The organism is Corallococcus sp. CA054B, assembly GCF_003611625.1.
Taxonomy (GTDB): domain Bacteria; phylum Myxococcota; class Myxococcia; order Myxococcales; family Myxococcaceae; genus Corallococcus; species Corallococcus coralloides.
The window spans coordinates 1-19280 of sequence record NZ_RAVY01000135.1; the positions used below are offsets into that span (position 1 = coordinate 1).

At 70.4% G+C, this 19280-nt stretch carries 18 protein-coding genes; 7 read left to right on the forward strand and 11 right to left on the reverse strand.

The genetic code is table 11. The features are described 5' to 3' along the window. Together D7V80_RS27680 and D7V80_RS27685 are read right to left on the reverse strand one after the other, a co-directional pair. The coding region (locus tag D7V80_RS27680) for a P1 family peptidase (RefSeq protein WP_147447232.1) at nucleotides 1-1264 on the reverse strand (1264 nt) is incomplete at its 3' end. Between the two features lie 65 nt (nucleotides 1265-1329). Next, nucleotides 1330-1989, reverse strand: coding sequence for a TetR/AcrR family transcriptional regulator (locus D7V80_RS27685; RefSeq protein WP_120591015.1), 660 nt, complete (start codon nucleotides 1987-1989; stop codon nucleotides 1330-1332). Nucleotides 1990-2164: 175 nt separating this feature from the next. Between D7V80_RS27685 and D7V80_RS27690 the strand changes: the two genes are divergently transcribed. Next, nucleotides 2165-3595 carry a carotenoid oxygenase family protein gene (locus tag D7V80_RS27690; protein ID WP_120591016.1) on the forward strand — a complete coding sequence of 477 codons (1431 nt, stop codon included), beginning with the start codon at nucleotides 2165-2167 and terminating at the stop codon, nucleotides 3593-3595. Nucleotides 3596-3670: 75 nt separating this feature from the next. Beyond that, nucleotides 3671-4954: a phosphatidylserine/phosphatidylglycerophosphate/cardiolipin synthase family protein gene (locus D7V80_RS27695; RefSeq protein WP_120591017.1), complete on the forward strand. Its 1284-nt coding sequence runs from the start codon at nucleotides 3671-3673 to the stop codon at nucleotides 4952-4954. Nucleotides 4955-5020: 66 nt separating this feature from the next. On the opposite strand, the gene D7V80_RS27700 is transcribed toward D7V80_RS27695, so the two are convergent. The 5 genes from D7V80_RS27700 to D7V80_RS27720 all read right to left on the reverse strand — a co-directional run bounded on the left by D7V80_RS27700 (nucleotide 5021) and on the right by D7V80_RS27720 (nucleotide 9706). After that, a complete protein-coding gene (locus D7V80_RS27700; protein ID WP_120591018.1) occupies nucleotides 5021-7204 on the reverse strand; it encodes an ATP-grasp domain-containing protein in 2184 nt (727 codons plus the stop codon). After that, on the reverse strand, nucleotides 7189-7806 hold the full coding sequence (locus tag D7V80_RS27705; protein WP_120591029.1) for an RDD family protein: 618 nt from the start codon (nucleotides 7804-7806) through the stop codon (nucleotides 7189-7191). Before D7V80_RS27705 ends, D7V80_RS27700 begins: the two co-directional genes overlap by 16 nt. A gap of 23 nt (nucleotides 7807-7829) precedes the next feature. Continuing rightward, the gene (locus D7V80_RS27710) at nucleotides 7830-8219 is read right to left on the reverse strand and encodes a hypothetical protein (RefSeq protein WP_233585771.1); all 390 of its coding nucleotides are present in this window, start codon (nucleotides 8217-8219) and stop codon (nucleotides 7830-7832) included. Nucleotides 8220-8464: 245 nt separating this feature from the next. After that, nucleotides 8465-9433 (reverse strand): porphobilinogen synthase, encoded by a 969-nt coding sequence (gene hemB, locus D7V80_RS27715; RefSeq protein ID WP_120562977.1) that lies wholly within the window; start codon nucleotides 9431-9433, stop codon nucleotides 8465-8467. A gap of 63 nt (nucleotides 9434-9496) precedes the next feature. After that, entirely contained in the window at nucleotides 9497-9706 is a 210-nt protein-coding gene (locus D7V80_RS27720; RefSeq protein ID WP_014396660.1) for a hypothetical protein, read from the reverse strand. A gap of 385 nt (nucleotides 9707-10091) precedes the next feature. On the opposite strand from D7V80_RS27720, the gene D7V80_RS27725 reads away from it, so the two are divergent. From D7V80_RS27725 to D7V80_RS27735, 3 genes are read left to right on the forward strand one after another with little or no spacing between them, the layout of a single operon-like run. Next, nucleotides 10092-11000 (forward strand): ABC transporter ATP-binding protein, encoded by a 909-nt coding sequence (locus D7V80_RS27725; RefSeq protein ID WP_233585772.1) that lies wholly within the window; start codon nucleotides 10092-10094, stop codon nucleotides 10998-11000. Then, on the forward strand, nucleotides 10997-11836 hold the full coding sequence (locus D7V80_RS27730) for a hypothetical protein (RefSeq protein ID WP_014396658.1): 840 nt from the start codon (nucleotides 10997-10999) through the stop codon (nucleotides 11834-11836). Before D7V80_RS27725 ends, D7V80_RS27730 begins: the two co-directional genes overlap by 4 nt. 3 nt (nucleotides 11837-11839) lie before the next feature. After that, on the forward strand, nucleotides 11840-12961 hold the full coding sequence (locus D7V80_RS27735) for a hypothetical protein (RefSeq protein WP_120591020.1): 1122 nt from the start codon (nucleotides 11840-11842) through the stop codon (nucleotides 12959-12961). A gap of 3 nt (nucleotides 12962-12964) precedes the next feature. On the opposite strand, the gene D7V80_RS27740 is transcribed toward D7V80_RS27735, so the two are convergent. The 4 genes from D7V80_RS27740 to D7V80_RS27755 form a co-directional block, all read right to left on the reverse strand. Beyond that, nucleotides 12965-13927 (reverse strand): DUF6268 family outer membrane beta-barrel protein, encoded by a 963-nt coding sequence (locus tag D7V80_RS27740; RefSeq protein ID WP_233585774.1) that lies wholly within the window; start codon nucleotides 13925-13927, stop codon nucleotides 12965-12967. A 128-nt stretch (nucleotides 13928-14055) separates the two neighbouring features. Continuing rightward, complete coding sequence (locus D7V80_RS27745) at nucleotides 14056-14850, reverse strand: tRNA1(Val) (adenine(37)-N6)-methyltransferase (protein ID WP_120591022.1); 795 nt, start codon at nucleotides 14848-14850, stop codon at nucleotides 14056-14058. 11 nt (nucleotides 14851-14861) lie between these two features. After that, entirely contained in the window at nucleotides 14862-16007 is a 1146-nt protein-coding gene (locus D7V80_RS27750; RefSeq protein ID WP_120591023.1) for a DUF1015 family protein, read from the reverse strand. A gap of 67 nt (nucleotides 16008-16074) precedes the next feature. Then, on the reverse strand, nucleotides 16075-17331 hold the full coding sequence (locus D7V80_RS27755) for a hypothetical protein (protein WP_199738873.1): 1257 nt from the start codon (nucleotides 17329-17331) through the stop codon (nucleotides 16075-16077). Nucleotides 17332-17426: 95 nt separating this feature from the next. Here D7V80_RS27755 and D7V80_RS27760 point away from each other — a divergent pair, with 95 nt between their 5' ends. Together D7V80_RS27760 and D7V80_RS27765 are read left to right on the forward strand one after the other, a co-directional pair. Further along, complete coding sequence (locus tag D7V80_RS27760; protein WP_120591025.1) at nucleotides 17427-18839, forward strand: deoxyribodipyrimidine photo-lyase; 1413 nt, start codon at nucleotides 17427-17429, stop codon at nucleotides 18837-18839. A gap of 105 nt (nucleotides 18840-18944) precedes the next feature. Beyond that, nucleotides 18945-19268: a polyhydroxyalkanoic acid system family protein gene (locus D7V80_RS27765; RefSeq protein ID WP_014396650.1), complete on the forward strand. Its 324-nt coding sequence runs from the start codon at nucleotides 18945-18947 to the stop codon at nucleotides 19266-19268. The last annotated feature ends 12 nt before the right edge of the window (nucleotides 19269-19280 follow it).

Below are 19280 nucleotides of genomic sequence, written 5' to 3' on the forward strand. Positions count from 1 at the left end.
AGGGAATACCCTCCGCGCTGCGGACCCGGGTGGGCTGGGCGGCGCCCAGCGTCACGTCCCCCTCCCGGTCCTCGTCGCTGGGGCGCTCCTTGGAGGCGGGCACGCTCGTCTGGTGGGGGCGCTTCTTCACCGAGGCGAAGATGGGGCGGCAGGCGTCCACGAAGCGGCGGACCTCGTCCAGGGGCAGCGCGGGCGAGTAGTTGTCGTTCACCCCCGTCATGGGCTCCGCCATGCACATGGCGTTGAGGATGGCCTCCTCCGTGGCCTCCATCACGGCCTCGTAGAGGGGGTCCAGGCGCTGATCCAGGAGGATCTTCATCTTGTAGACCATCTTCTGGGTGCGCCTGGGGATGATGTTCGCGGTGGAGAAGCCCACCACGATTTCACCCGAGCCGTGCGCCGCGTAGCTGCCCACCCGGCCGATGCCCAGGCCCACGCGCTTGCACAGGCGGTTGATCTGATGGCTCAAGAGCGGCGCGTCCGTGGCGACCACCGCGATGATGGAGCCGTAGGACTTGCCGCGGTGGGGGGTGTTCTTGAACTTCTCCACCAGCACTTCGCCCACGGGCAGGCCGCCCACGCGCAGGTTGTGCATCTTCCCGAAGTTGGACATGACGAGCACGCCCAGCGTGTAGCCGCCCAGCACCTCCGGCAGCTTGCGCGACGACGTGCCGATGCCGCCCTTGAAGTCGCACGTCACCATGCCGGTGCCGCCGCCGACGTTGCCCTCCTGCACCGGGCCGGACTTCGCGGCGTTGATGGCGGCGAAGACGTGCTCCTGGCGCACGTGGCGGCCGGAGACGTCGTTGAGCCACGAGTCGTCGCACTCGCCCACCACGGGGATGATGACGTCGTGCTCGTCACCGATGCCCGGGTAGCGCTGGACCAGGTAGTTGGCCACGCCGTCGGACACGGCGCCCACGGCCATGGTGTTGGTGAGGAGGATGGGCGTTTCGATGAGGCCCCACTCCATGAGCTGCGTCATGCCGGAGACCTCGCCCGCGCCGTTGAGCACGAAGCCGCCTCCGCTCATGCGTTCCATGAAGATGTTGCCCAGGTTGGGCAGGATGGCCGTGACGCCGGTGCGCACCGGGCCGTAGCCGGGCCGCAGCGGCCCCGAGCCTTCGATGATGGTGGTGTGGCCCACCAGCACGCCTTCGACGTCGGTGATGGCGTTGTACTTCCCTGGCTTGAAGCGCCCCAGCGGAAGCCCCAGCTCCCGCGCCCGGACCCTTGGCCCATTCTCTTCCGGTATCCGCACCATGGCGCCGACCGTACCCGACAATCCCCGACGGTCAACCCTGCTTCCCTACCAACTGTCGCGAAGGTTCAGCCGCGTGCGGGCGGCCTCAGCCCCTCGACGAGCAGCCGCGTCTGCACGCGGGCGAGCGCCTCCGCGGCCTCCGCGCCCTGGGGCGATTCACCCAGCTGCCGGTCCACGAACAGCGAAGCGAGCCCGTGCACGAGCGACCACGCGGTGAGCGTGAGGGGCCGCGACTCGCCGGGGCGCAGGAGGCCCGCCGCCTGTCCGGCCTCGATGCTGCTCACCAGCAGCGTGAAGGCGCCCTGCTCTCCTTCCGGCTCCGGCGGCGGTGACATGGGCCGGGTGAAGTGCGGGCCGAACATCACCCGGAAGTGCGGCCGGTGGCGCACGGCGAACAGCACATAGGCCTCGCCCGCCGCGTACAGCCGCTCCAGGGGGCTCGTGTGCGGGGCCATGCGCTCGCGCATCTCGCGCGCCATGGCGCGGAAGCCCTCGTGCGCCACCGCCTCCAGCAGCGCCTCCTTGTCCGCGAAGTGCCGGTATGGCGCCGCGTGGGTGACGCCCGCCCGCCGGGCCACCTCCCGCAGGGACAGCGCGCCGAAGCCCTCCTCGTCGATGAGCGCCACCGCCGCGTCCACCAGCGCCTGGCGCAGGTCTCCGTGGTGGTAGCGGCCCTTGTCCTCCGGTGCCTCCGCCGCCTGCTTCCGCTTGCCCCGCGTCGCCAACGTCCGTGCCTCCTCAGGCGCCCACTGCCGCCTGCGTGACTTGACCATCCGCCGCGCGAAGTTTCCAGCGTCAACATCCATGTTGACAGCGACAACATGCGATGTTTACAGTGTCTACACGATGGGCGGCGCGGGGTTCCCTCGCGCCCTACGTTGCACTGGAAAGGGAGCTGTCATGACCACCGCGATGAAGCAGACGATGTCCTCCTCCGCGCCGGGCTGGCTGCGGGCGTTCCGCACGCTCCCCCGCCAGCACGGGTTCGAACCGCTGCGGGTGGAGGGCCAGGTGCCGGAAGGGCTGCGGGGCTCGCTGTACCGGGTGGGGCCGTGGACGTTCGACGTGCATGGCCGGCCGTATCAGCACTGGTTCGACGGGGACGGCGGGATGCTGGGCGTGCGCTTCGGCACGGACGGGGTGACGGGCGCGTCGCGGCTATTGGACACGCCCACCATGGTGGCGGAGCGCAACGCGTCCTCGCAGCGCTACGGCGCGTACGGCACGCCCACGCCGCTGCTGCACAAGCTGCGCGACGTGCGCAAGAACTCCGCGAACACGTCCGTGATGGCGTGGAACGGCAAGCTGTACGCGCTCTTCGAGGGCAGCATCCCGGTGGAGGTGTCCCAGGACGACCTGTCCACGCTGGGCGAGACGGACTTCGACGGCACGGTGGTGGAGACGTTCTCCGCGCACCCGCACCGCGTGCCGTCGCGCAAGGCGTCCTACAACTTCGGCATCCGCTACGGCCGCGAGACGCTGGCGGACCTCTACGCGCTGCCGGACGGCGGCAAGGCCCAGCGGCTGGGCACGGTGAAGCTGCCGGGCGCGACCATGGTGCACGACTTCATCGCCACGGACCGCTACCTCGTCTTCTTCCTGTCACCCCTGCGCCTGAACCTCTTCCGCGCGCTGCTGCGGGTGGGCTCGTACTCGGAGAACCTGCGGTGGCGGCCGGAGGCGGGCGCGGACGTGCTGGTGGTGCCCATCGACGACGTGGCGCACCCGGTGCGCATCACCACGGACGCCTTCTACCTGTGGCACTTCGGCAATGCGTACGAAGAGGGCGACACGCTGGTGGTGGACTACGTGCGCTACCCCGACTTCACGACGAACCAGTGGCTGGGCGAGCTGGTGCGAGGCACCACGTCCCTGGACGCGAAGGGCATGCTGCACCGGGCGGTGGTGGACGTGAAGGCACGCACCTTCCGCACCGAACAGCGCGCGGACATCAGCTGCGAGTTCCCCCGCGTGGCCCCCTGCGTCGTGGGCCGCTCGCACCAGACGCTCTACCTGGGCGTGCACCTCAGCGATGAAGCCCGGCGCGGCCTCTTCGACGGCGTGGCGCGCGTGGACATGGACACGGGACGCATGACGAAGGTGTCCCTGGGCGAGGGCACCTACCCCTCCGAGCCCGTGTTCGTCCCCCGCCCCGGTGGAGGCGCGGAGGACGACGGCTGGGTGCTCACCCAGGTGTTCGACGCGAAGACGGACACGTCCCACATCGCCGTGCTGGACGCGCGCCACCTGGAGGACGGGCCCGTGGCGCGCTGCCACTTCGACCACACCCTGCCGCCCACGTTCCACGGTGGCTTCGCGCCCACGAAGTGACACTGACTCCCGCTTTCTCCGCTTTCCGTACCATTTCAGCTTAAATGGTTGGAGGCGAAGAAACGGAGGCAGGTCATGAAACGGCTGTTGGCGGTGGCAGGACTGGTGGTGCTGGCGTTCACCGGGTGTCAGCCCGAGGCGCAGACGGATCCGAACCTGGCGGAGCAGACCCAGGGCGCGACGAACGTGCCCGGGCTCTACGCCGTCTTCAACCAGCCGGACAACACGGGCACGCGGGACTACCGCATCAAGGACGAGCTCGCCCGGCTCATCCAGAACAGCCCCAAGGGTTCCTACATCCGCATCGCCATGTTCCTGTGGACGACGGACCACCTGAACGCGGCCATCAAGGCGGCGCTGTGCCGGGGCGTCATCGTGCGGCTGGTGGTGGACGAGCAGAACGGCGGCGCCGCCTCGGAGTTCGCCTCCGGCGGCGTCATCCATGACCTGAGCAGCTACGTGCCCCCGGCGGCGACCTGCCCGGACGGCCTGAGGCTGGAGCTCACGCGCTGCAATGGCACGGGCGCGGGCAGCGCGTGCATCGCGGGCTTCGACCGCGAGGGCACCATCATGCACGACAAGATCTTCACCTTCTCCACCACCACGGATCCGCAGGGCAACCGCATCCAGCGCGTCGTGGTGCAGGGCTCCTGGAACAACACCTACTCCCAGAACAACTACTGGAACGACATGGTCGTCAGCTACGAGGACTGGGACTGGTACGACTACTGGGTCGGCTACCACAACGACCTGCGCGGCGGCACGAAGACGACGGACTACTACAACCCCACCACGGGCCAGGGTTACTACAACTCCCCCAACGCGCCGTGGACCGTCTACTTCTTCCCGCGCGAGGGCAACGACAACGAGCTGTCCAGCGACACCGTGACGAACAACTTCACGGACTCCATCAAGACGTACGTGTCGGGCTGCACGCTGGACGTGAACCAGAACCACTTCAACGACAGCCGCGCCATCGTGGCCACGGAGCTGGTGCGCATTGGCAAGCTGGGCTGCCGGGTGCGCGTGCTCTACACGGACATGGACGCGGGCATCAAAACGAAGCTCACCGGCGCGAAGAACATCACGCTCCGCCAGCTCTACGACGCCTCCGCCAACAACGTGAAGCAGGGCGACGGCACGCCGCGCGAGGTGCTCACGCACAGCAAGCACTTCGTCTATTCCGGCAACTTCAACGGAACGGTGCGGAAGATGGTGCTGACGGGCTCGCACAACCTGTCCAAGAACTCGCTGCGCTACAACGACGAGAACCTGGCCAAGTTCTACTCGGACACGCTGTGGCAGGCGTACCACGACAACTTCGAGAAGGGCTGGGCCCAGGCGCTCAGCGACGGCTGAAATGAAACGGGGACGGCGCCTCTTCCGGGCACCGTCCCCTTCCCTTCCCCAGGCTTCAGCGGAAGCTCAGGACTTGAGCTCCGGACGCGGCGCGGGCGTGTTCTCCGCGGGGGCCGACGCATTGGCCCGCGCGTTCTGCTCTTCAATCCGCTGCACGACTTTATTGAGCGGCGGCGCGTGGGCCCCGGCCGGGTTCTCCGTCTGGGCCCGGCGTGCCTCGCGCTCCTTGTAGCGGCGGATGGCGGGCGCCATGATCTCGCCAATCAGCGTCCGGTAGTCCATGCCAGCACCCGCCGCGATCAGCACCAGGTCGCTCCAGCCGGGGGTGAGGCCGGGCAGCGGGTTGCACTCGATGAAGTAGATGCGCCCCTTGTCGTCCATGCGGAAGTCGATGCGCGCCACGTCGCGGCACCCCAGCGCCATGAACGAATTGCGCGCCGCCGTGCGCAGCTTCTCCAGCAACGCGGGTTCGATCTTCGCGGGCGCGTCGTAGCGGATGCGGTCCGTCCAATCGAGCTTGTGCTGGAAGCTGTAGACCGGGTTCTTCTCCGCCTTGTCCAGGAAGACGATCTCCATGGGCGGAAGCACGCGCGGACGCCGCTCGCCCAGGAGGCCCACCGTGAACTCACGGCCGCCGATGTACTCTTCGATCAGCGCGGGCTGCTGGTACTTGCCGGCGATCTCCTTCACCACATCGCGCAGCTCCGCCTCGGAGTAGCAGACGCTCTTGGTGACGACGCCCTTGGAGCTGCCCTCCGCCACCGGCTTCACGATGAGCGGGAAGGTGGTGAACTCCTTGTTGAGGCGCTCCTTGCCCGTGACCATCAGCTGGAAGTTGGGCGTGAGGATGCCCGCCTGACGGACGATCTTCTTCGCCAGCGCCTTGTCCAGCGCGAGCGACAGCGTCGCGGGGTCGCTGCCCGTGTACGGGATGTCCAGGAGCTCCAGCATCGCCGGCACCTGGCTCTCGCGGTTGCGGCCCTTGAAGCCCTCGGCGATGTTGAAGACGATGTCCAACGGCGTGCTGGAGAGCACCGTGGGCAGCTCCGCCGTGGCCTCCAGGTCGATGACCTCGTGGCCCCAGGAGGCGATGGCCTCGCGGATGGCCTGGAGCGTGTTGGGCGAGTCGTACTCGGCCTCGCTGTCCTCCTGCACCGTCTCCGCCGTGGCGCTGGGCTTCACGCGCTTCACGTTGAAGCTGAAGCCCACGCGCAGCGGCCCGGACTTGCGCGCGGGCCTGCCCTGGCGGCTCTTGTTGTCGCGGATCTTGTGACGCTTGCCCGCGCTCTGGATGATGGAGTTGATGACCCCGTCCAGGTGCAGCCCTTCCAGCTCCGCCGCGGCGTAGATGCCCGCGCCCGGCTCCAGGCTGGGCAGCGCGTTGATCTCCAGGAAGTACGGCACGCCCGCGTCGGACACGCGGAAGTCCAGCCGGCCCAGGTCGCGGCAGTCCAGCACCTGGAGGATCTTCTGCGCCATGGTGCGGACGTCCTCGGACATCTTCGCCGGGATGTTCGCGGGGGCGCGCACGGACACGGACTTCTCCCGGCGCGTCTTCAGCTCGTAGTCGTAGATGGCGTACTTGCGGCCCTGGGACGCCTCCGGGTCGATGACGTACTCCACCGGCGCGAGCACGCCGTCGTAGTCGTTGTCCACCGCGGCCAGGAACGGCACCGTGAGGTCGCGCCCGCTGATGTACTCCTCCACCAGCACGCCGGCCGGGTACTTCTCCAGCGCCTTCGCCACCTTCTCGCGCACCTGCTCCAGCGTCTCCGCGACGGAGTCCTGGGTGATGCCCTTGGAGGAGCCCTCGAAGTTGGGCTTCACGATGACGGGGAAGCGCAGGTTCTCCGGCTGCAGCTCGCTGAGCTTCTCCACGTACTGCCAGCCCGGCGTGCGGATGCCGTGCTTGGAGAGGATGAGCTTGGTGAGCTGCTTGTCCAGCGTGAGCGCCAGCGCGTACGCGTCCGAGCCCGTGTACGCGAAGCCCAGCTCGTCGAAGAGCGCCGGGTAGAACGCCTCACGGAAGCGGCCGCGGCGGCCCTCCGCCGTGTTGAAGATGAGATCCGGGCTGTACGCCTCCAGGCGGGCGACGGTGCGCGAAGCCGGGCCGCTCACCTCGAAGCGCTCCAGGCGGTGGCCCAGCCGCTCGATGGCTCCCGCCAGCGTGTTCACCGTCTCCTGCGTGTCGAACTCCGCCTCTTCTTCCGAGTCCGAAAGCCGCAGGTTGTAGGTCAGCGCGATGCGCATGGCTTACCCCGTCTCCCTTTCCTGAATGCCTTGCCGCGGCGCACTTTCGCCGCTGACATCAAACGACCCGGGGCGCGCGTGGCGGCCACCGGCGTGCGAGCTGCAACCGTCGCGCCCGCGACAACCTTCCCGTCCACCACCTGCGTCTGCGCCCAGGTGTCCCCCAGCCGCAGGCCCAGCGGGTCGCGCAGCACGCGCCACGCCTCCACGCCGCCAATCACCACGAAGCCCGCCAGGGCGGCCACCACGCCATGCGGCGCGGGCATCATCCCCAGGAGCACCACCAGCGCGAGCGGCGCGTTGCGAAGCGTGCTGTCCCGGTGCCGTGCGGCCGAGCGCGTGGGCAGGTGCATCACCTTCACGCCGCAGATGCGCTTGCCCACGCTCTGCCCCTGGAGCATCCCGTCCGCGAGCAGCAGGAACAGCAGCGCCACCACCGCGCCCGCGGCGCCGCAGACCACGTACAGGCCCCAGGCCACCGCGCAGTCGATGATGCGCGCGCCCAGCCGCAGCAGCAGCGACGCCTTCGGGTACGGCGAGTCCGGCCCCGCGTCCTCCTGCACCAGCCGCAGCACGCGGCCCGCGCTCCGGCCTTCCGCCATGAGGCTGCGCTCGGGAGAGGTGCTCACTCCTCGGGCTCCAGCGTGAGCCCCTCTTCAGTGGGCTCCGGCTCGTCCAGCCCCGCCAGCTTCGCCAGCCGCTCGTGCGCGGACAGCGGGTGGACGAAGGGCACCACCGTCTGCGCGTGCTCTCCGGCCGCTTCGGCCGCCAGCTGCGCCGTGGGGCTTCCGCCTTCCGACATGCGCAGGAGCTTCTGCCGCGCGTCGTCCTCGTCGTGCCCCGCGGCCTCGCCCTCGCGGGTGAAGAAGACGAAGGCCATGGCCGGGCGCTTGGAGGACTCGCGCATCGCGAACTGCACGCCGTCCAGGTTCCAGCCCTTGGCCGTCCACTCGTTCAAGGTGCGCTCCAGCGCTCCCTCGTCCACGGTGGACAGCTCCACCACTTTGTACTGCAACGGCCCCGGCTCACGGACGACGGGAGCGCGGCCCTTCCCGGGGCGCTGGCCCGACCTGGAGCGCGGTGACTGGCTCTTTCGAGTCGTCCGGGCCTGGGGGGCCGTCGCGCTGCCACGTCTGGGCGGAGGCTTCTCGGTTCTGCGTCCGGGCCGCTTCTTCTGGGTGGGCATCGTGTGCGGAGCATTTGGGCGCAAGCGGCGGAAGCGATCAAGCCTTCCGCCGAACACGCGCGCCCGGGTGTCGCCTACAGGAGCTTGGCCGCTTCCAGGGCGTGGTAGGTGATGACCAGGTCGGCGCCCGCGCGCTTGATGGATGTGAGGACCTCCAACATCACGCGCTCGTAGTCCACCCAGCCGTTCTGCCCGGCGGCCTTGAGCATCGCGTACTCGCCGGAGACGTTGTACGCGGCGAGCGGCAGGTCGAAGTTCTCCCGCAGCGCGCGGATGACGTCCAGGTACGACAGCGCCGGCTTCACCATGATGAAGTCCGCGCCTTCGTCCACGTCCAGCGCCGTCTCGCGGATGGCCTCGCGCACGTTGCCCGGGTCCATCTGGTAGCCGCGGCGGTCGCCGAACTGCGGCGTGCTCTGCGCGGCCTCACGGAACGGACCGTAGAAGCCGGAGGCGTACTTCGCCGAGTACGCCATGATGGGCGTGTCCTGGTGCTTCACCTCGTCCAGCGCCTTGCGGATGGCGCCGATGCGGCCGTCCATCATGTCCGACGGCGCGATGATGTCCGCGCCCGCCTGCGCGCAGGTGACGGCCATCTGGGCCAGCAAGGGCAGCGTGGCGTCATTGGCCACGTGGTTGCCGTCCAGCACGCCGCAGTGGCCGTGGTCGGTGTACTCGCACAGGCACACGTCCGCGATGACCTGGAGGTCCGGCTCCGCGGCCTTGATCTCCCGGATGGCGCGCTGGACGATGCCGTCCGTCGCGTACGCCTGGGTGCCGCGCGCGTCCTTGTGGTCCGGGATGCCGAAGAGGATGACGGAGGGCACGCCCAGCGACTTCGCGAGCTTCGCCTCCTTCACCGCGTGCTCCAGCGAGAAGTTGAAGACGCCCGGCATGGAGGAGATGGGACGGCGCACGTCCCGGCCTTCCACGACGAACAGCGGGTAGATGAAGTCCGTGGGCGAGAGGCGCGTCTCTCTCACCATGTCACGGAGGGCCGCCGAGCGGCGCAGCCTGCGGGGACGGTGGACGGGGTGGGCCATGGGTCGCCGGTATAAACCGCCGGGCCCCGCGCTTCACCCCTTCCGCGTCGCGAATCCGCCTGCTCAGCCGGCGACGGGGCGCCAGGTCAGCTGCTGGCGGCGGGAATCGCGCGCCATGCGGTCGGCCCGCCGCCCGGCCAGGTCCGCCTCGTACAGCGCCCGGGCGTAGCGCACCCGCGCCGCCTCGGTCCCGGTGGTCAGCTCCCGCTCGGCGGCCTCCAGCTCACGGCGCGCGTCCTGAAGCTGCTGCTCGGTCCCGTTTGCCCACGTCATGCCCATGTCTCCTGTGTGGTGTGGCCGCGAGGGTTGGCTTTCGTGTCCCGCGGGTCGCTGACAGGGCATTGCAGGGCCCGGACCAGGGGCACCGTTGGAACCCCCAGGAGTGCAACGCCCGGGAATGACGAGGTGTCGCGTCGCGCCACGCGCTCTCCGGCTGCGCAAGCATTTTCCCAGCGGCGCGAACGAGGGAACGCGGAGGGAAGCCCGCATGCAGGGCCGCCCGTCCCTCCCCCTGGTTCCATGCGGGTGCAATCATCCGCCCAGCGGGTCGTCTACAGTCGTAACCGTGACGACTCCTCCTCCCGCCCTTGAAGTGCAGGGCCTGCGAAAAACGTATCGCCGAGCGTTCGGACGCGGCGGCCATGAAGCCCTCCGGGGCATGGACCTCCACGTCCCGGCGGGCAGCGCGTTCGGGCTGATTGGCCCCAACGGCGCGGGCAAGACGACCTTCATCAAGAGCGTGCTCGGCATCGTGCGGCCCACCGCGGGCACGGTGCGCGTGCTGGGCGGGTCGCCGGAGGATCCCGCCATCCGCGCGCGCATCGGCTACCTGCCGGAGCGGCTGCACCTGCCCGGCACGTGGAAGTCGCCCGCGTTCCTGGCCACCGTGGCGCGGCTCAAGGGACTGAAGCCGGACGTGAACGCGCACGCGCGGCTCCTGGAGCGCGTGGGCCTGACGGACGCGGTGGACCGGCGCATCGGCGGCTACTCCAAGGGCATGCGGCAGCGGCTGGGATTGGCGGCGGCGCTCCTGGGAGACCCGGCGCTGCTCGTGCTGGACGAGCCCACGGACGGCATCGACCCCATGGGCCGGCTGGAGGTGCGCCGCATCCTCCAGGAGGAGGTCCAGAAGGGCGTGACGCTGTTCCTCAACTCGCACCTGCTGGCGGAGACGGAGCGCGTGTGCGACCGCGTGGCCATCCTCGCGGACGGGCGCGTGCTGCGCGAGGGACGGCTGGAGGAGCTGGCGAAGGCCGGGGCCCGCTGGCGCGTGCGCTTCGCGCCCGGCGCGGACCGGGCGGCGCTGACGGCGGCGGGCTTCATGGCCGTGGCGGATCCAGCGCGGGGTGGAAGGACTGGCGCGGCGCCGGGCGGTGACGTAGCGCCCGCGAGCGGTGGCCGGGAGGACGGCGTGTATACGGTGGACGCGGAGGATGTGGCGGTGCTCAACGCGGCGTTGGACAAGGCGCGGGCCTCGGGCGCGCTGCTGATGGAACTCAAGCGCGAGGGCGCGGACCTGGAGGCGGTGCTCGTGGGAGCTGTCGGCGGGCCGGGGGTGGCGGCATGAAGAGCCCTGTCTTCGTCATCGCCGGCTACGTGCTGCGCGAGGCGGCGTCGCGCAAGTTCATCATGGCCTTCATGGTGGGGCTCACGCTGGTGCTGGCCACCGTGGCGCTCAGCCTCAAGCTGGAGGTCGTGGACGGAGCGCTCGCGGCGACGCGCCTGTTCGGCGAGGTGATGCGCTCCAACATCATGTCCGTGGACGTGGCGCTGCGGCCCATGTACCGCGCGGCGGCATACTTGGTGTTCTACGGCGGCATCCTTTTCGGCATCGTCGCGTGCTCGGACTTCGCGCCAGGGCTCCTGTCGCCCGGCCGCATCGAGCACCTGCTCGCCCTCCCCTTGCAGCGCTGGCACCTGCTGGCCGGCACGTTCGTGGGCGTGATGACGCTGGCCCTGGGCGGCACGGTGTACGCCGCGGGCGGACTGACGCTCATCTTCGGGGTGAAGACGGGGTACTGGACGGTGGGGCCGCTCATCGCCGGGGGCCTGGCGTGCGTGGGGTTCGCGGCGGTGTACGCGGTGATGCTCACCACGGCGACGCTGGTGAGGAGCGCGGCGCTGTGCTCGGCGGCGGGCTTCGTGCTGCTGGTGGGCGGCATCCTCGCGGGCTTCCGCGCGGACGTGTCGCGCTACCTGGAGTCGGGCTTCGGCCGCACGGCGTTCGACGCGGTGACGCTGGTGCTGCCCCGGCTGTCCGCGCTGGCGTCGCGCGCGGCGGACCTGGCCAGCTCCACGCCGCTGGAGAAGGGTTCGCTGGGCATGCTGCTGGGTGGCGTGCTGGTGTTCGGATTGGGGGCCCTCTCCGTGGGCTTCTGGCACTTCGAAGGAAAGGACTGCTGAACCATGGACTCGCGCGGGCGCAGGAGGGTGTGGCTGGTAGGGGCGCTGCTGTTGTTCGCCGGAGGCGCGGTCCTGATGTTCACGGGCCAGGGCGACAAGCCGCCCGCGGAAGCTCCGGACGTGGAGTTCCCCCGGCGCATGCGGGGCCCGGACCTGGAGCGCGCGGAGAAGCGGCGCACCTGGGTGATGCCCGCGGTGGTGGACGCGGGCGTGGCCGCGCCGGTGAAGCCGAGGGATCCGCTGCTCGCGGCGCTGCCCCGAGGCCCGGGCCGCACGGCGGTGGTCATCGAGGCGAACGCGCTCCGCTACTCGCCCGTGGGCGAGCTGCTCATGGACTGCCTCTTGCGCGACGGCGGCAAGAACCTGGAGCAGTTCAAGGCGATGAGCGGCGTGGATCCGCTCCAGGACCTGGACCGGCTGGTCGTCACCGACGAGGGCGTCATCCTCTCCGGCGACTTCAGCAAGGCGAAGTACCAGGAGCTGCTGGGCGAGCGCGTGTCCTCCGACTACGGCGCGGGCGCGCGCGTGTACGAGCCGGGGGACACGACCTTCGCCCTGCCGGACGGCGGCACGCAGCGCGGGCGCATGGACAACGCGGTGGGCACCTGGAACAACCAGATGCTGGTGTTGGGCAAGTCGCCGGACTCCGTGAAGACGGTGCTGGATCGCATGGACGGGCGCGGCCAGGAGGAAGGCCCGCCGCTGCTGGATGAGAACAGCACCTACGGCGAGATGTACGGCGTGCTGGCGGTGGAGACCCTGGCGAAGCTGCTGGGCCCGGATCAGGCGGAGCTGGCGCAGCGGCTGACGGACGTGGCCCAGAACGTGGAGCTGCACCTGGACACCAGCGGCGACGTGGCCATGGTGGCCAACGTGACGGGCCTGGACGCGGACAAGATGACGGACCTGGGCAAGTCCCTGGGCGGCGCGCTGTCCATGGCGCGCATGAAGGCGCAGGCGGACGGCAAGGACGACCTGGCCCAGCTCCTGGACTTCGCGAAGGTCCGCCCGGACGGCTCGTCCTTCAAGCTGGAGCTGGCCGTGCCGCTGGCCACCCTCCAGGAGCAGCTCGCCTGGTGCCGCCAGGAGCGTCAGGCCGCCGAGAGCGCGAAGCCTACGCCGTAGCGCTCAGGGCGCCGGGCGCGGGCTCTTCGCCTTCGCCTGGGGACGCGGCGGGCGCCAGCCCAGGATGACGCGGCCATACAGCGCGGTCCCCATGTCCAGCCCGCGCACGTTCAGGCTGTCGCGCTGGCGGTCCAGCAGCGCGTAGTCGTTGATCAACGACAGGCCCACCGACGAGCTGAGCCACAAGTCACGGCCCAGGTGGACGTTCACGGTGGGCCCCACGCGGACCTGCGTCTCGCGCAGGTAGCTGGCGTTCAGCGCCCGGAGCTCGGGGTCGAACCGGGTGCGGAGCACCTGCATGTCCAGCGCCCCCACCAGCCCCAGCTCCACCGTGTCGCCCAGCTTGCGCAGCAGCGTGAGCCGGGGCAGGCCCACCTCCAGGACGTACGGGCCCCGGTTGTAGGTCAGGCTCAGCATGGGCACCACCGGCAGCGCGTCGAACGGCCACAGCACGACCACGCCGAACGTCACCCCGAGCCCCGGCGTGTCCTCGAACTGGTGGTTGGCCATCGCGAACGCCACCCACGACGTGTCCAGCGCCAGGTCGAAGGACGACTGGAAGTCCGTGCGGGTGCTGGCCATCACACCCGTGACGACCAACCAGCGCGGCGCCACGGGCCGGATGAGCGTGAGCCCCAGCTGGATGCGGTGGAACTGCTTGTCCACCGCGTCCTCGCCCACGGAGGGCACGTCCGCGCCCACCCACCGCGTCTCGTAGCCCACCGACGGCAGCAGGTACGTGCGCCCCAGGACGAGCGGCGGCAGCGGCACGCGCAGCTCCAGGGTCCGCCGCTCCTTGATGCGGGCACGTCCCGCGTCCAGCGAGCCTCCGCCGGAGAGGCCGTAGCTCAAGTAGAGCCGGTCCGCCTGCGTCTGCGCCAGCGCGTGGGCGCCCATGAGCAGCACCAGCGCCACGACCCAGCCGCTCAAGCCCACGGCCATCCGGGCCCGGATTCGCCATTGCACGGCGCGACGGAAGTCCACGCGCATCACACCCTGCCTTCACGAGACGGGGCGGCCGGTCCCGGCCCCGAAGCCGGGGAGTCTACCCTGCCCCGCCGCACCCGGGGTGAAGCGAAAGGCGTGTGGGTGTGTCAGCCCACCATGGCGTTGACCTCTTTCGTGAAGGCCGCGTCCTCGTCCGCGTGGACCACGAGTGGCGGCAGCACGGTGAGGTCCGCCCGTCCGCCCTTCACCGCGTGGAGCAGCACCAGCTTCGCGGGCCGGTCCGCGCGCGGATGCACCATGCGCACCGTGCGTGGCTCCAGTTGCAGCGTGCGCAGCACGGACACCAGCTCGCTGAAGCGGGACGCCGGGTACACCATGCACAGCGCGCCCCGGGGCACGAGCAGGTACGCCGCGGCGCGCACCACGTCCGGCAGCTCGCAGGCAATCTCATGCCGCGCGAGCGCCTTCTCCAGCGACAGGTTGCTCTGGCCCGCGGTGCGCGCGCGGTACGGCGGATTGCACAGCACGTGGCCGAAGCTGCCCGCTGGGAACGTCTCTGACACGTGCCGCAGGTCGCCCTGCACCAGCGTCACCGCGCCCTCGCAGCGGTTCAGGTACACGTTGCGCTCGGCCAGGGAGAAGAGGCCCGGCTGCAGCTCCAGCGCGGTGATGTCCACTCTCCCCAGCCGGCGGGCCAGCACCAGCGGGATGATGCCGCACCCGGTGCCTAAATCGAGCAGCCTCCCCCGGTGCGCCCCCGCCTCGAACACCGCGAAGTGCGCCAGCAGCACGGGGTCCAACGTGAAGCGGTAGCCCAGCCGTCGCTGGAGCACCTGCACCTCGCCGCCGCAGATGGCGTCGAGCGTCTCCCCCGGGCCGGGCTCCAACCGCAGCCGCACCCGATGGGGCCAGTCCTGCGCGGTGCCGGTCAGCGCACGCACGCGGGGGGCCGTCAGACTTCGGGATCCAGGAAGAGCAATCCCGCGGGCACACGCGGCTCCACGCGCAGGGTGCGCGGCGGCAGCGTGGCCTGGGCCTCCATCACCGCCCTCACCTCCCACACCGGCGGCGGGTTGAGCGCGAAGCCCGCCTGGAACGTGCCGGACTCCACACCCGCCACCAGCGACTCCAGGCCGTGCACCGGGAAGACTTGAGGATGTCCGGACGCCTCCGGCTCCTGGATGCCCAGCACCGTGCGCAGCACCAGCGCGTTGAGCAGCGCCAGGTCCAGGCTGCGCAGCGTGGGGTTTCGAGGCGCGCCCTTCAGGTGCGCCAGGTCCAGGCCCTGCCGGAAGCGCAGGATGCGCCCGCGGCCTCCCGGCAGCACCAGCAGCACGGCGTGCTGTCCGGGCACCAGCGTGGCCAGCCGCTCGCGCGCGGCGGAGAGTCCCTGCGGCGTGGTGAGGGGCGCATCCAATTCCGTCACGCGCGCGTACGCGGCCACCAGGGTGAGGAAGGTGTCTTCCTTGAACGTCTCCACGCCCTTCAGGGCACGGTGGATGGGGCACAGCTCCAGGCCCGGCTCGGACAGCGGCACCACCGCGGCCAGCGTCCGGCCCTGCTCGCTCAGGGCCGCCAGGGGCCGCATGGGGGCCTCGTCCAGCACCGCCTGCAGGCGCTTGGACACCGGGGACGGTTCGATGCGCAGGAGCGACACCGGACTGCCGTCGTACTGCCCCTTCCAGACGGAGATGCCGCGCTCGGCCGCCTCCGCCAGCAGGGCCCGGAGGGCGCCGTGGTCATCCGCCACCAGCGTGACTGCGGGCTCCACCTCCCACGCGCGGGGCCGGTACGGGTCCTGCTCCAGCGACGGCACCGCGTCCGGCGTCAGCGCGCACAACAGGTAGCGCACCGGAGGGCCGGAGAAGCGGCCCGCGGGGCCGTGCAGCTCCACGACGTAGAGGGAGGGACGCGCGTCCTTCAGCAGCCCGCCCGAGTCCCGCATCCGGCGCAGCTCGGCGCTCGGGTTCGCGGCCTCCAGCAGGGGCCGCACGTGCGTGGGCAGCGGGGCCGCGTTGCCGCGAGGAGGACCGTCCCCGGGCTCCAGCGAGGAGTCCAGCGACGTCAGGAGGGCCGAGAACGGGAGGACGCGCGCCATACCGGGGAAAGGTGATGCCGCCCCTTCCCCCGCGCCATGACGCCTGCTCGCCCGTCCGCCAGGCCGTCTACCACCAGACGTTCTTGTAGGGCCGGTCCTTGGCGCTGCGCAGGGCGGACCGGTCCACGCTCTCCTCCCACAGCAGGCTCACGGTGGTGATGGCGCCCGCGGAGCCCAGGAAGGACAGCACGTAGGGGGTGGACTGGTTGAAGCCGCCCAGCACCAGGCCGGAGATGAGCAGCACCGCCGCGCCCACGCCGCCGCCGAAGAGGTCCGCGCGGAGGATCTGCGACGCCGTGGGGTTGTAGCGCATGGTCGCCAGGGCCAGCACGCCCGCGCCCACTCCCGGGGAGATGAGCAGCATGTCCTTCCACGTCTTGCCGGAGATGGACGTGCCGGAGAAGTGCACGATGGCGAGGAACAGCGCGCTGTACGCCGCCGCCCAGCCCGCGCCGGACGCCACCAGCAGGCCGTCCGAGAGCGGCAGCTGCCCGCCGCCGATGCCCGCCGTCAGCCACGCGCCCAGCTCCGCGCCCAGGAACGCGGACCAGGTGAGCACGCCCGGGTCCTGGGTGATGAGGTCCATGAAGCCCGCGAGGAACATGCCGCCGATGCCCGAGTTGAGGATGGTGAAGTTCGCCATGGGCGTGTCCACCCAGTTGTTGAACTGCCACCACGCGGAAGCGCCGAAGCCCAGGCCCGCGCCGATGAGGGTGCCCGCGAGCATGGACTCGCGCGAGCTGCGGTCGAAGTTGAACTCCTTGTTGAACGCCTGCGTGAAGAAGCCGCCCAGCGCGCCCAGGGCCGTGTGGTGCAGCACGAAGCGCGTGCTGCCCGGACCGGACAGGAACGGCCCCCGGCGGCGCTGGCCGTCCAGGAACACGCCGTTGTCCTCCGGCGGCGGGCGGATCCGCGAGGCGGCCGTCGCGGTCTCGTCTCGGATGGACTCCGGGCGCACGTCCCGCGCGCCCTCCGTCAACGGGGCCTGCGGCTCGGTGCGCAGGCGGTCCGGATCCGGCGGCGCGAGGGGCGCGTCGCTCGCGCGGGGAGGCTCTTCATCCGGGTTCGCCTGGGGCGCGGCCCGCGTGGGCGGCGGATACGCTTGCCCGTCGGCGTCGCCGGAGGGCGTCACGGGCCGGGGTTCTTCGGCCTGTGGCTCGGCCTGCGAGGACGGCGCGGGGTACATGCCCGGCGCGGGCGGAGGCGGCGGCTGCGGCGCCGGATAGATGCCCGTGCCACCCGCCTGCGCGAGCGCGAGGCCCGGCAGCATCAGCGCGATCGCGAGGACGGTGACAGGGAGGTTCCAGGTTCGACGGTGTGACACGCGAGGGGCTCCTTGGGTCCGGCCGTCCGGCAGAAAACCACAACCGGTGCGCGCGTGTTGGTTTTCCGCCGCGTGTCGAAGATTCTCGCGCGCCCATGCCTGAAGGCATCTCGTGGTCCGAACTCGGCGTCGACTCCGCCCGCGTGCAGGCGGTGAACGAGGCCCCCTTCCCTCCGGGTCAGCGCGACTTCGTCCTCTACTGGTGCATGGTGAACCATCGGTGGGAGGAGAACCACGCGCTGGACGCCGCCATCGCGCTGGGCAACCACCTGGGCCTGCCCGTCGTCGTGTACCAGGCCATCCGCCCGGACTACCCCTACGCGTCGGAGCGGCTCCACGCGTGGGCGCTGGAGGGCATGGCGGACATGGCCAGGGGCTGCGCCGCGCGCGGCCTGCCGTACTGGCTGGAGCTGCCGCGCACGAAGAAGGAACACAAGCCGAGGCTCGCGAGCCTGGGCCGGCGCGCGGCGGCCGTCGTGTCGGACCTGTTCCCCACGTACATCATCCCGGGCCACCTGCGCGGCGCGGCGAAGGCGCTGCGGGTGCCGCTCATCGCAGTGGACGCCTCCTGCGTGGTGCCCATGCAGCGCATCCCCGCGGCCCAGGTGGGCGCGTACGCGCTGCGCCCCAAGCTGCGCAAGCTGTGGCCGGAGTACCTGGAGCGCACGCTGCCCAGGCGCAAGGTCCGCGTGTCGGGCGCGAAGCTCCAGCCGGACTTCGAGCTGTCCGACGCCGTGCAGGCTCGCGCCGCGCTGGACACGTTCGCGCTGGATCATTCCGTGAAGCCCCTCTCCGAGCGCGGCGGACGCAAGGCGGGCCTCAAGGCCCTGGATGCGTTCCTCGACGAGCGGCTGGAGGGCTACGACACCGGCCGCAATGATCCGGGCCTGGGCCAGCAGTCCAACCTGTCGCCCTACTTCCACTGGGGCAACCTCTTCCCCGGCGAGGCGGCGCGCGCGGCCATCGCGGCGAAGGGCAAGGACCACCCCGCCGTGCAGTCCTTCGTGGAGGAGCTGCTCGTGCGCCGCGAGCTGGGCTTCAACTACTGCTTCCACACGCCCGGCCCGAAGCAGCTGAGCGTGGACTCCCTGCCCCCGTGGGCGCGAGAGACGCTGTCACGCCACCGGAAGGATCCGCGCCCGCACCTCTACTCCTTCGAGGAGCTGGATCAGGGCCGCACGCAGGACGCGCTCTGGAACGCGTCCCAACGCGAGCTGCGGGAGCGCGGGCGGATCCACAACTACCTGCGCATGCTCTGGGGGAAGAAGATATTGGAGTGGAGCCCCACGCCGGAGGAGGCGCTGGCCCGCATCGCGCGGCTCAACGACACCTACGCGGTGGACGGGCGCGACCCGGCGAGCGTCTCCAACTTCATGTGGGTCCTGGGGCTGCACGACCGGCCCTTCCAGGAGCGCGCGGTGATTGGAAAGGTCCGGCCCATGAGCTCGCTGCGCACCGCGGAGAAGTTCGACCTGGGCCCGTACCTGGAGCGCTGGGGGACCCGGTAGGCAGCCGGTGGACACACTTCTGAAGACGGCGGTTCACTTTCCGGCCCGGGGTCACTAAACCGGACGGACGCACCCGCTTTCGCGGAATGAACTCAGGAGTCAGCCATGGGCACGATGAAGTTCGAGGTCCCCCACAACCTTCCCAAGGACGAGGTCAAGAAGCGCGTCGAGCAGCTCCTGCAGTACTGGGGCTCCAAGTACGGCGTGAAGTCCGACTGGCAGGGCGAGGAAGGCGCGAAGCTCGTCGGCAAGGTGATGGGCATCAACCTGGACGCCAGCTTTGTCATCACGGACAAGGCCATCTCTGGCGAGGGCACCGACCCCGGCATGCTGCTGCGCAACCAGGCCAAGACGTACATCCAGAAGAAGTTCGGCGCGGTGCTGGATCCGTCCAAGAGCCTGGATCAGGTGAAGGGCAACCTGGACTGACGTCGTTCCGCC

Coding starts and splice junctions, on each gene's coding strand:
- D7V80_RS27690 (WP_120591016.1), top strand. CDS start 2,165: ATGACCACCGCGATGAAGCAGACGATGTCCTCCTCCGCGCCGGGCTGG.
- D7V80_RS27695 (WP_120591017.1), top strand. CDS start 3,671: ATGAAACGGCTGTTGGCGGTGGCAGGACTGGTGGTGCTGGCGTTCACC.
- D7V80_RS27700 (WP_120591018.1), bottom strand. CDS start 7,204: ATGCGCATCGCGCTGACCTACAACCTGCGGCTTTCGGACTCGGAAGAA.
- D7V80_RS27705 (WP_120591029.1), bottom strand. CDS start 7,806: ATGGCGGAAGGCCGGAGCGCGGGCCGCGTGCTGCGGCTGGTGCAGGAG.
- hemB (WP_120562977.1), bottom strand. CDS start 9,433: ATGGCCCACCCCGTCCACCGTCCCCGCAGGCTGCGCCGCTCGGCGGCC.
- D7V80_RS27720 (WP_014396660.1), bottom strand. CDS start 9,706: ATGACGTGGGCAAACGGGACCGAGCAGCAGCTTCAGGACGCGCGCCGT.
- D7V80_RS27725 (WP_233585772.1), top strand. CDS start 10,092: ATGGACCTCCACGTCCCGGCGGGCAGCGCGTTCGGGCTGATTGGCCCC.
- D7V80_RS27730 (WP_014396658.1), top strand. CDS start 10,997: ATGAAGAGCCCTGTCTTCGTCATCGCCGGCTACGTGCTGCGCGAGGCG.
- D7V80_RS27735 (WP_120591020.1), top strand. CDS start 11,840: ATGGACTCGCGCGGGCGCAGGAGGGTGTGGCTGGTAGGGGCGCTGCTG.
- D7V80_RS27750 (WP_120591023.1), bottom strand. CDS start 16,007: ATGGCGCGCGTCCTCCCGTTCTCGGCCCTCCTGACGTCGCTGGACTCC.
- D7V80_RS27760 (WP_120591025.1), top strand. CDS start 17,427: ATGCCTGAAGGCATCTCGTGGTCCGAACTCGGCGTCGACTCCGCCCGC.
- D7V80_RS27765 (WP_014396650.1), top strand. CDS start 18,945: ATGGGCACGATGAAGTTCGAGGTCCCCCACAACCTTCCCAAGGACGAG.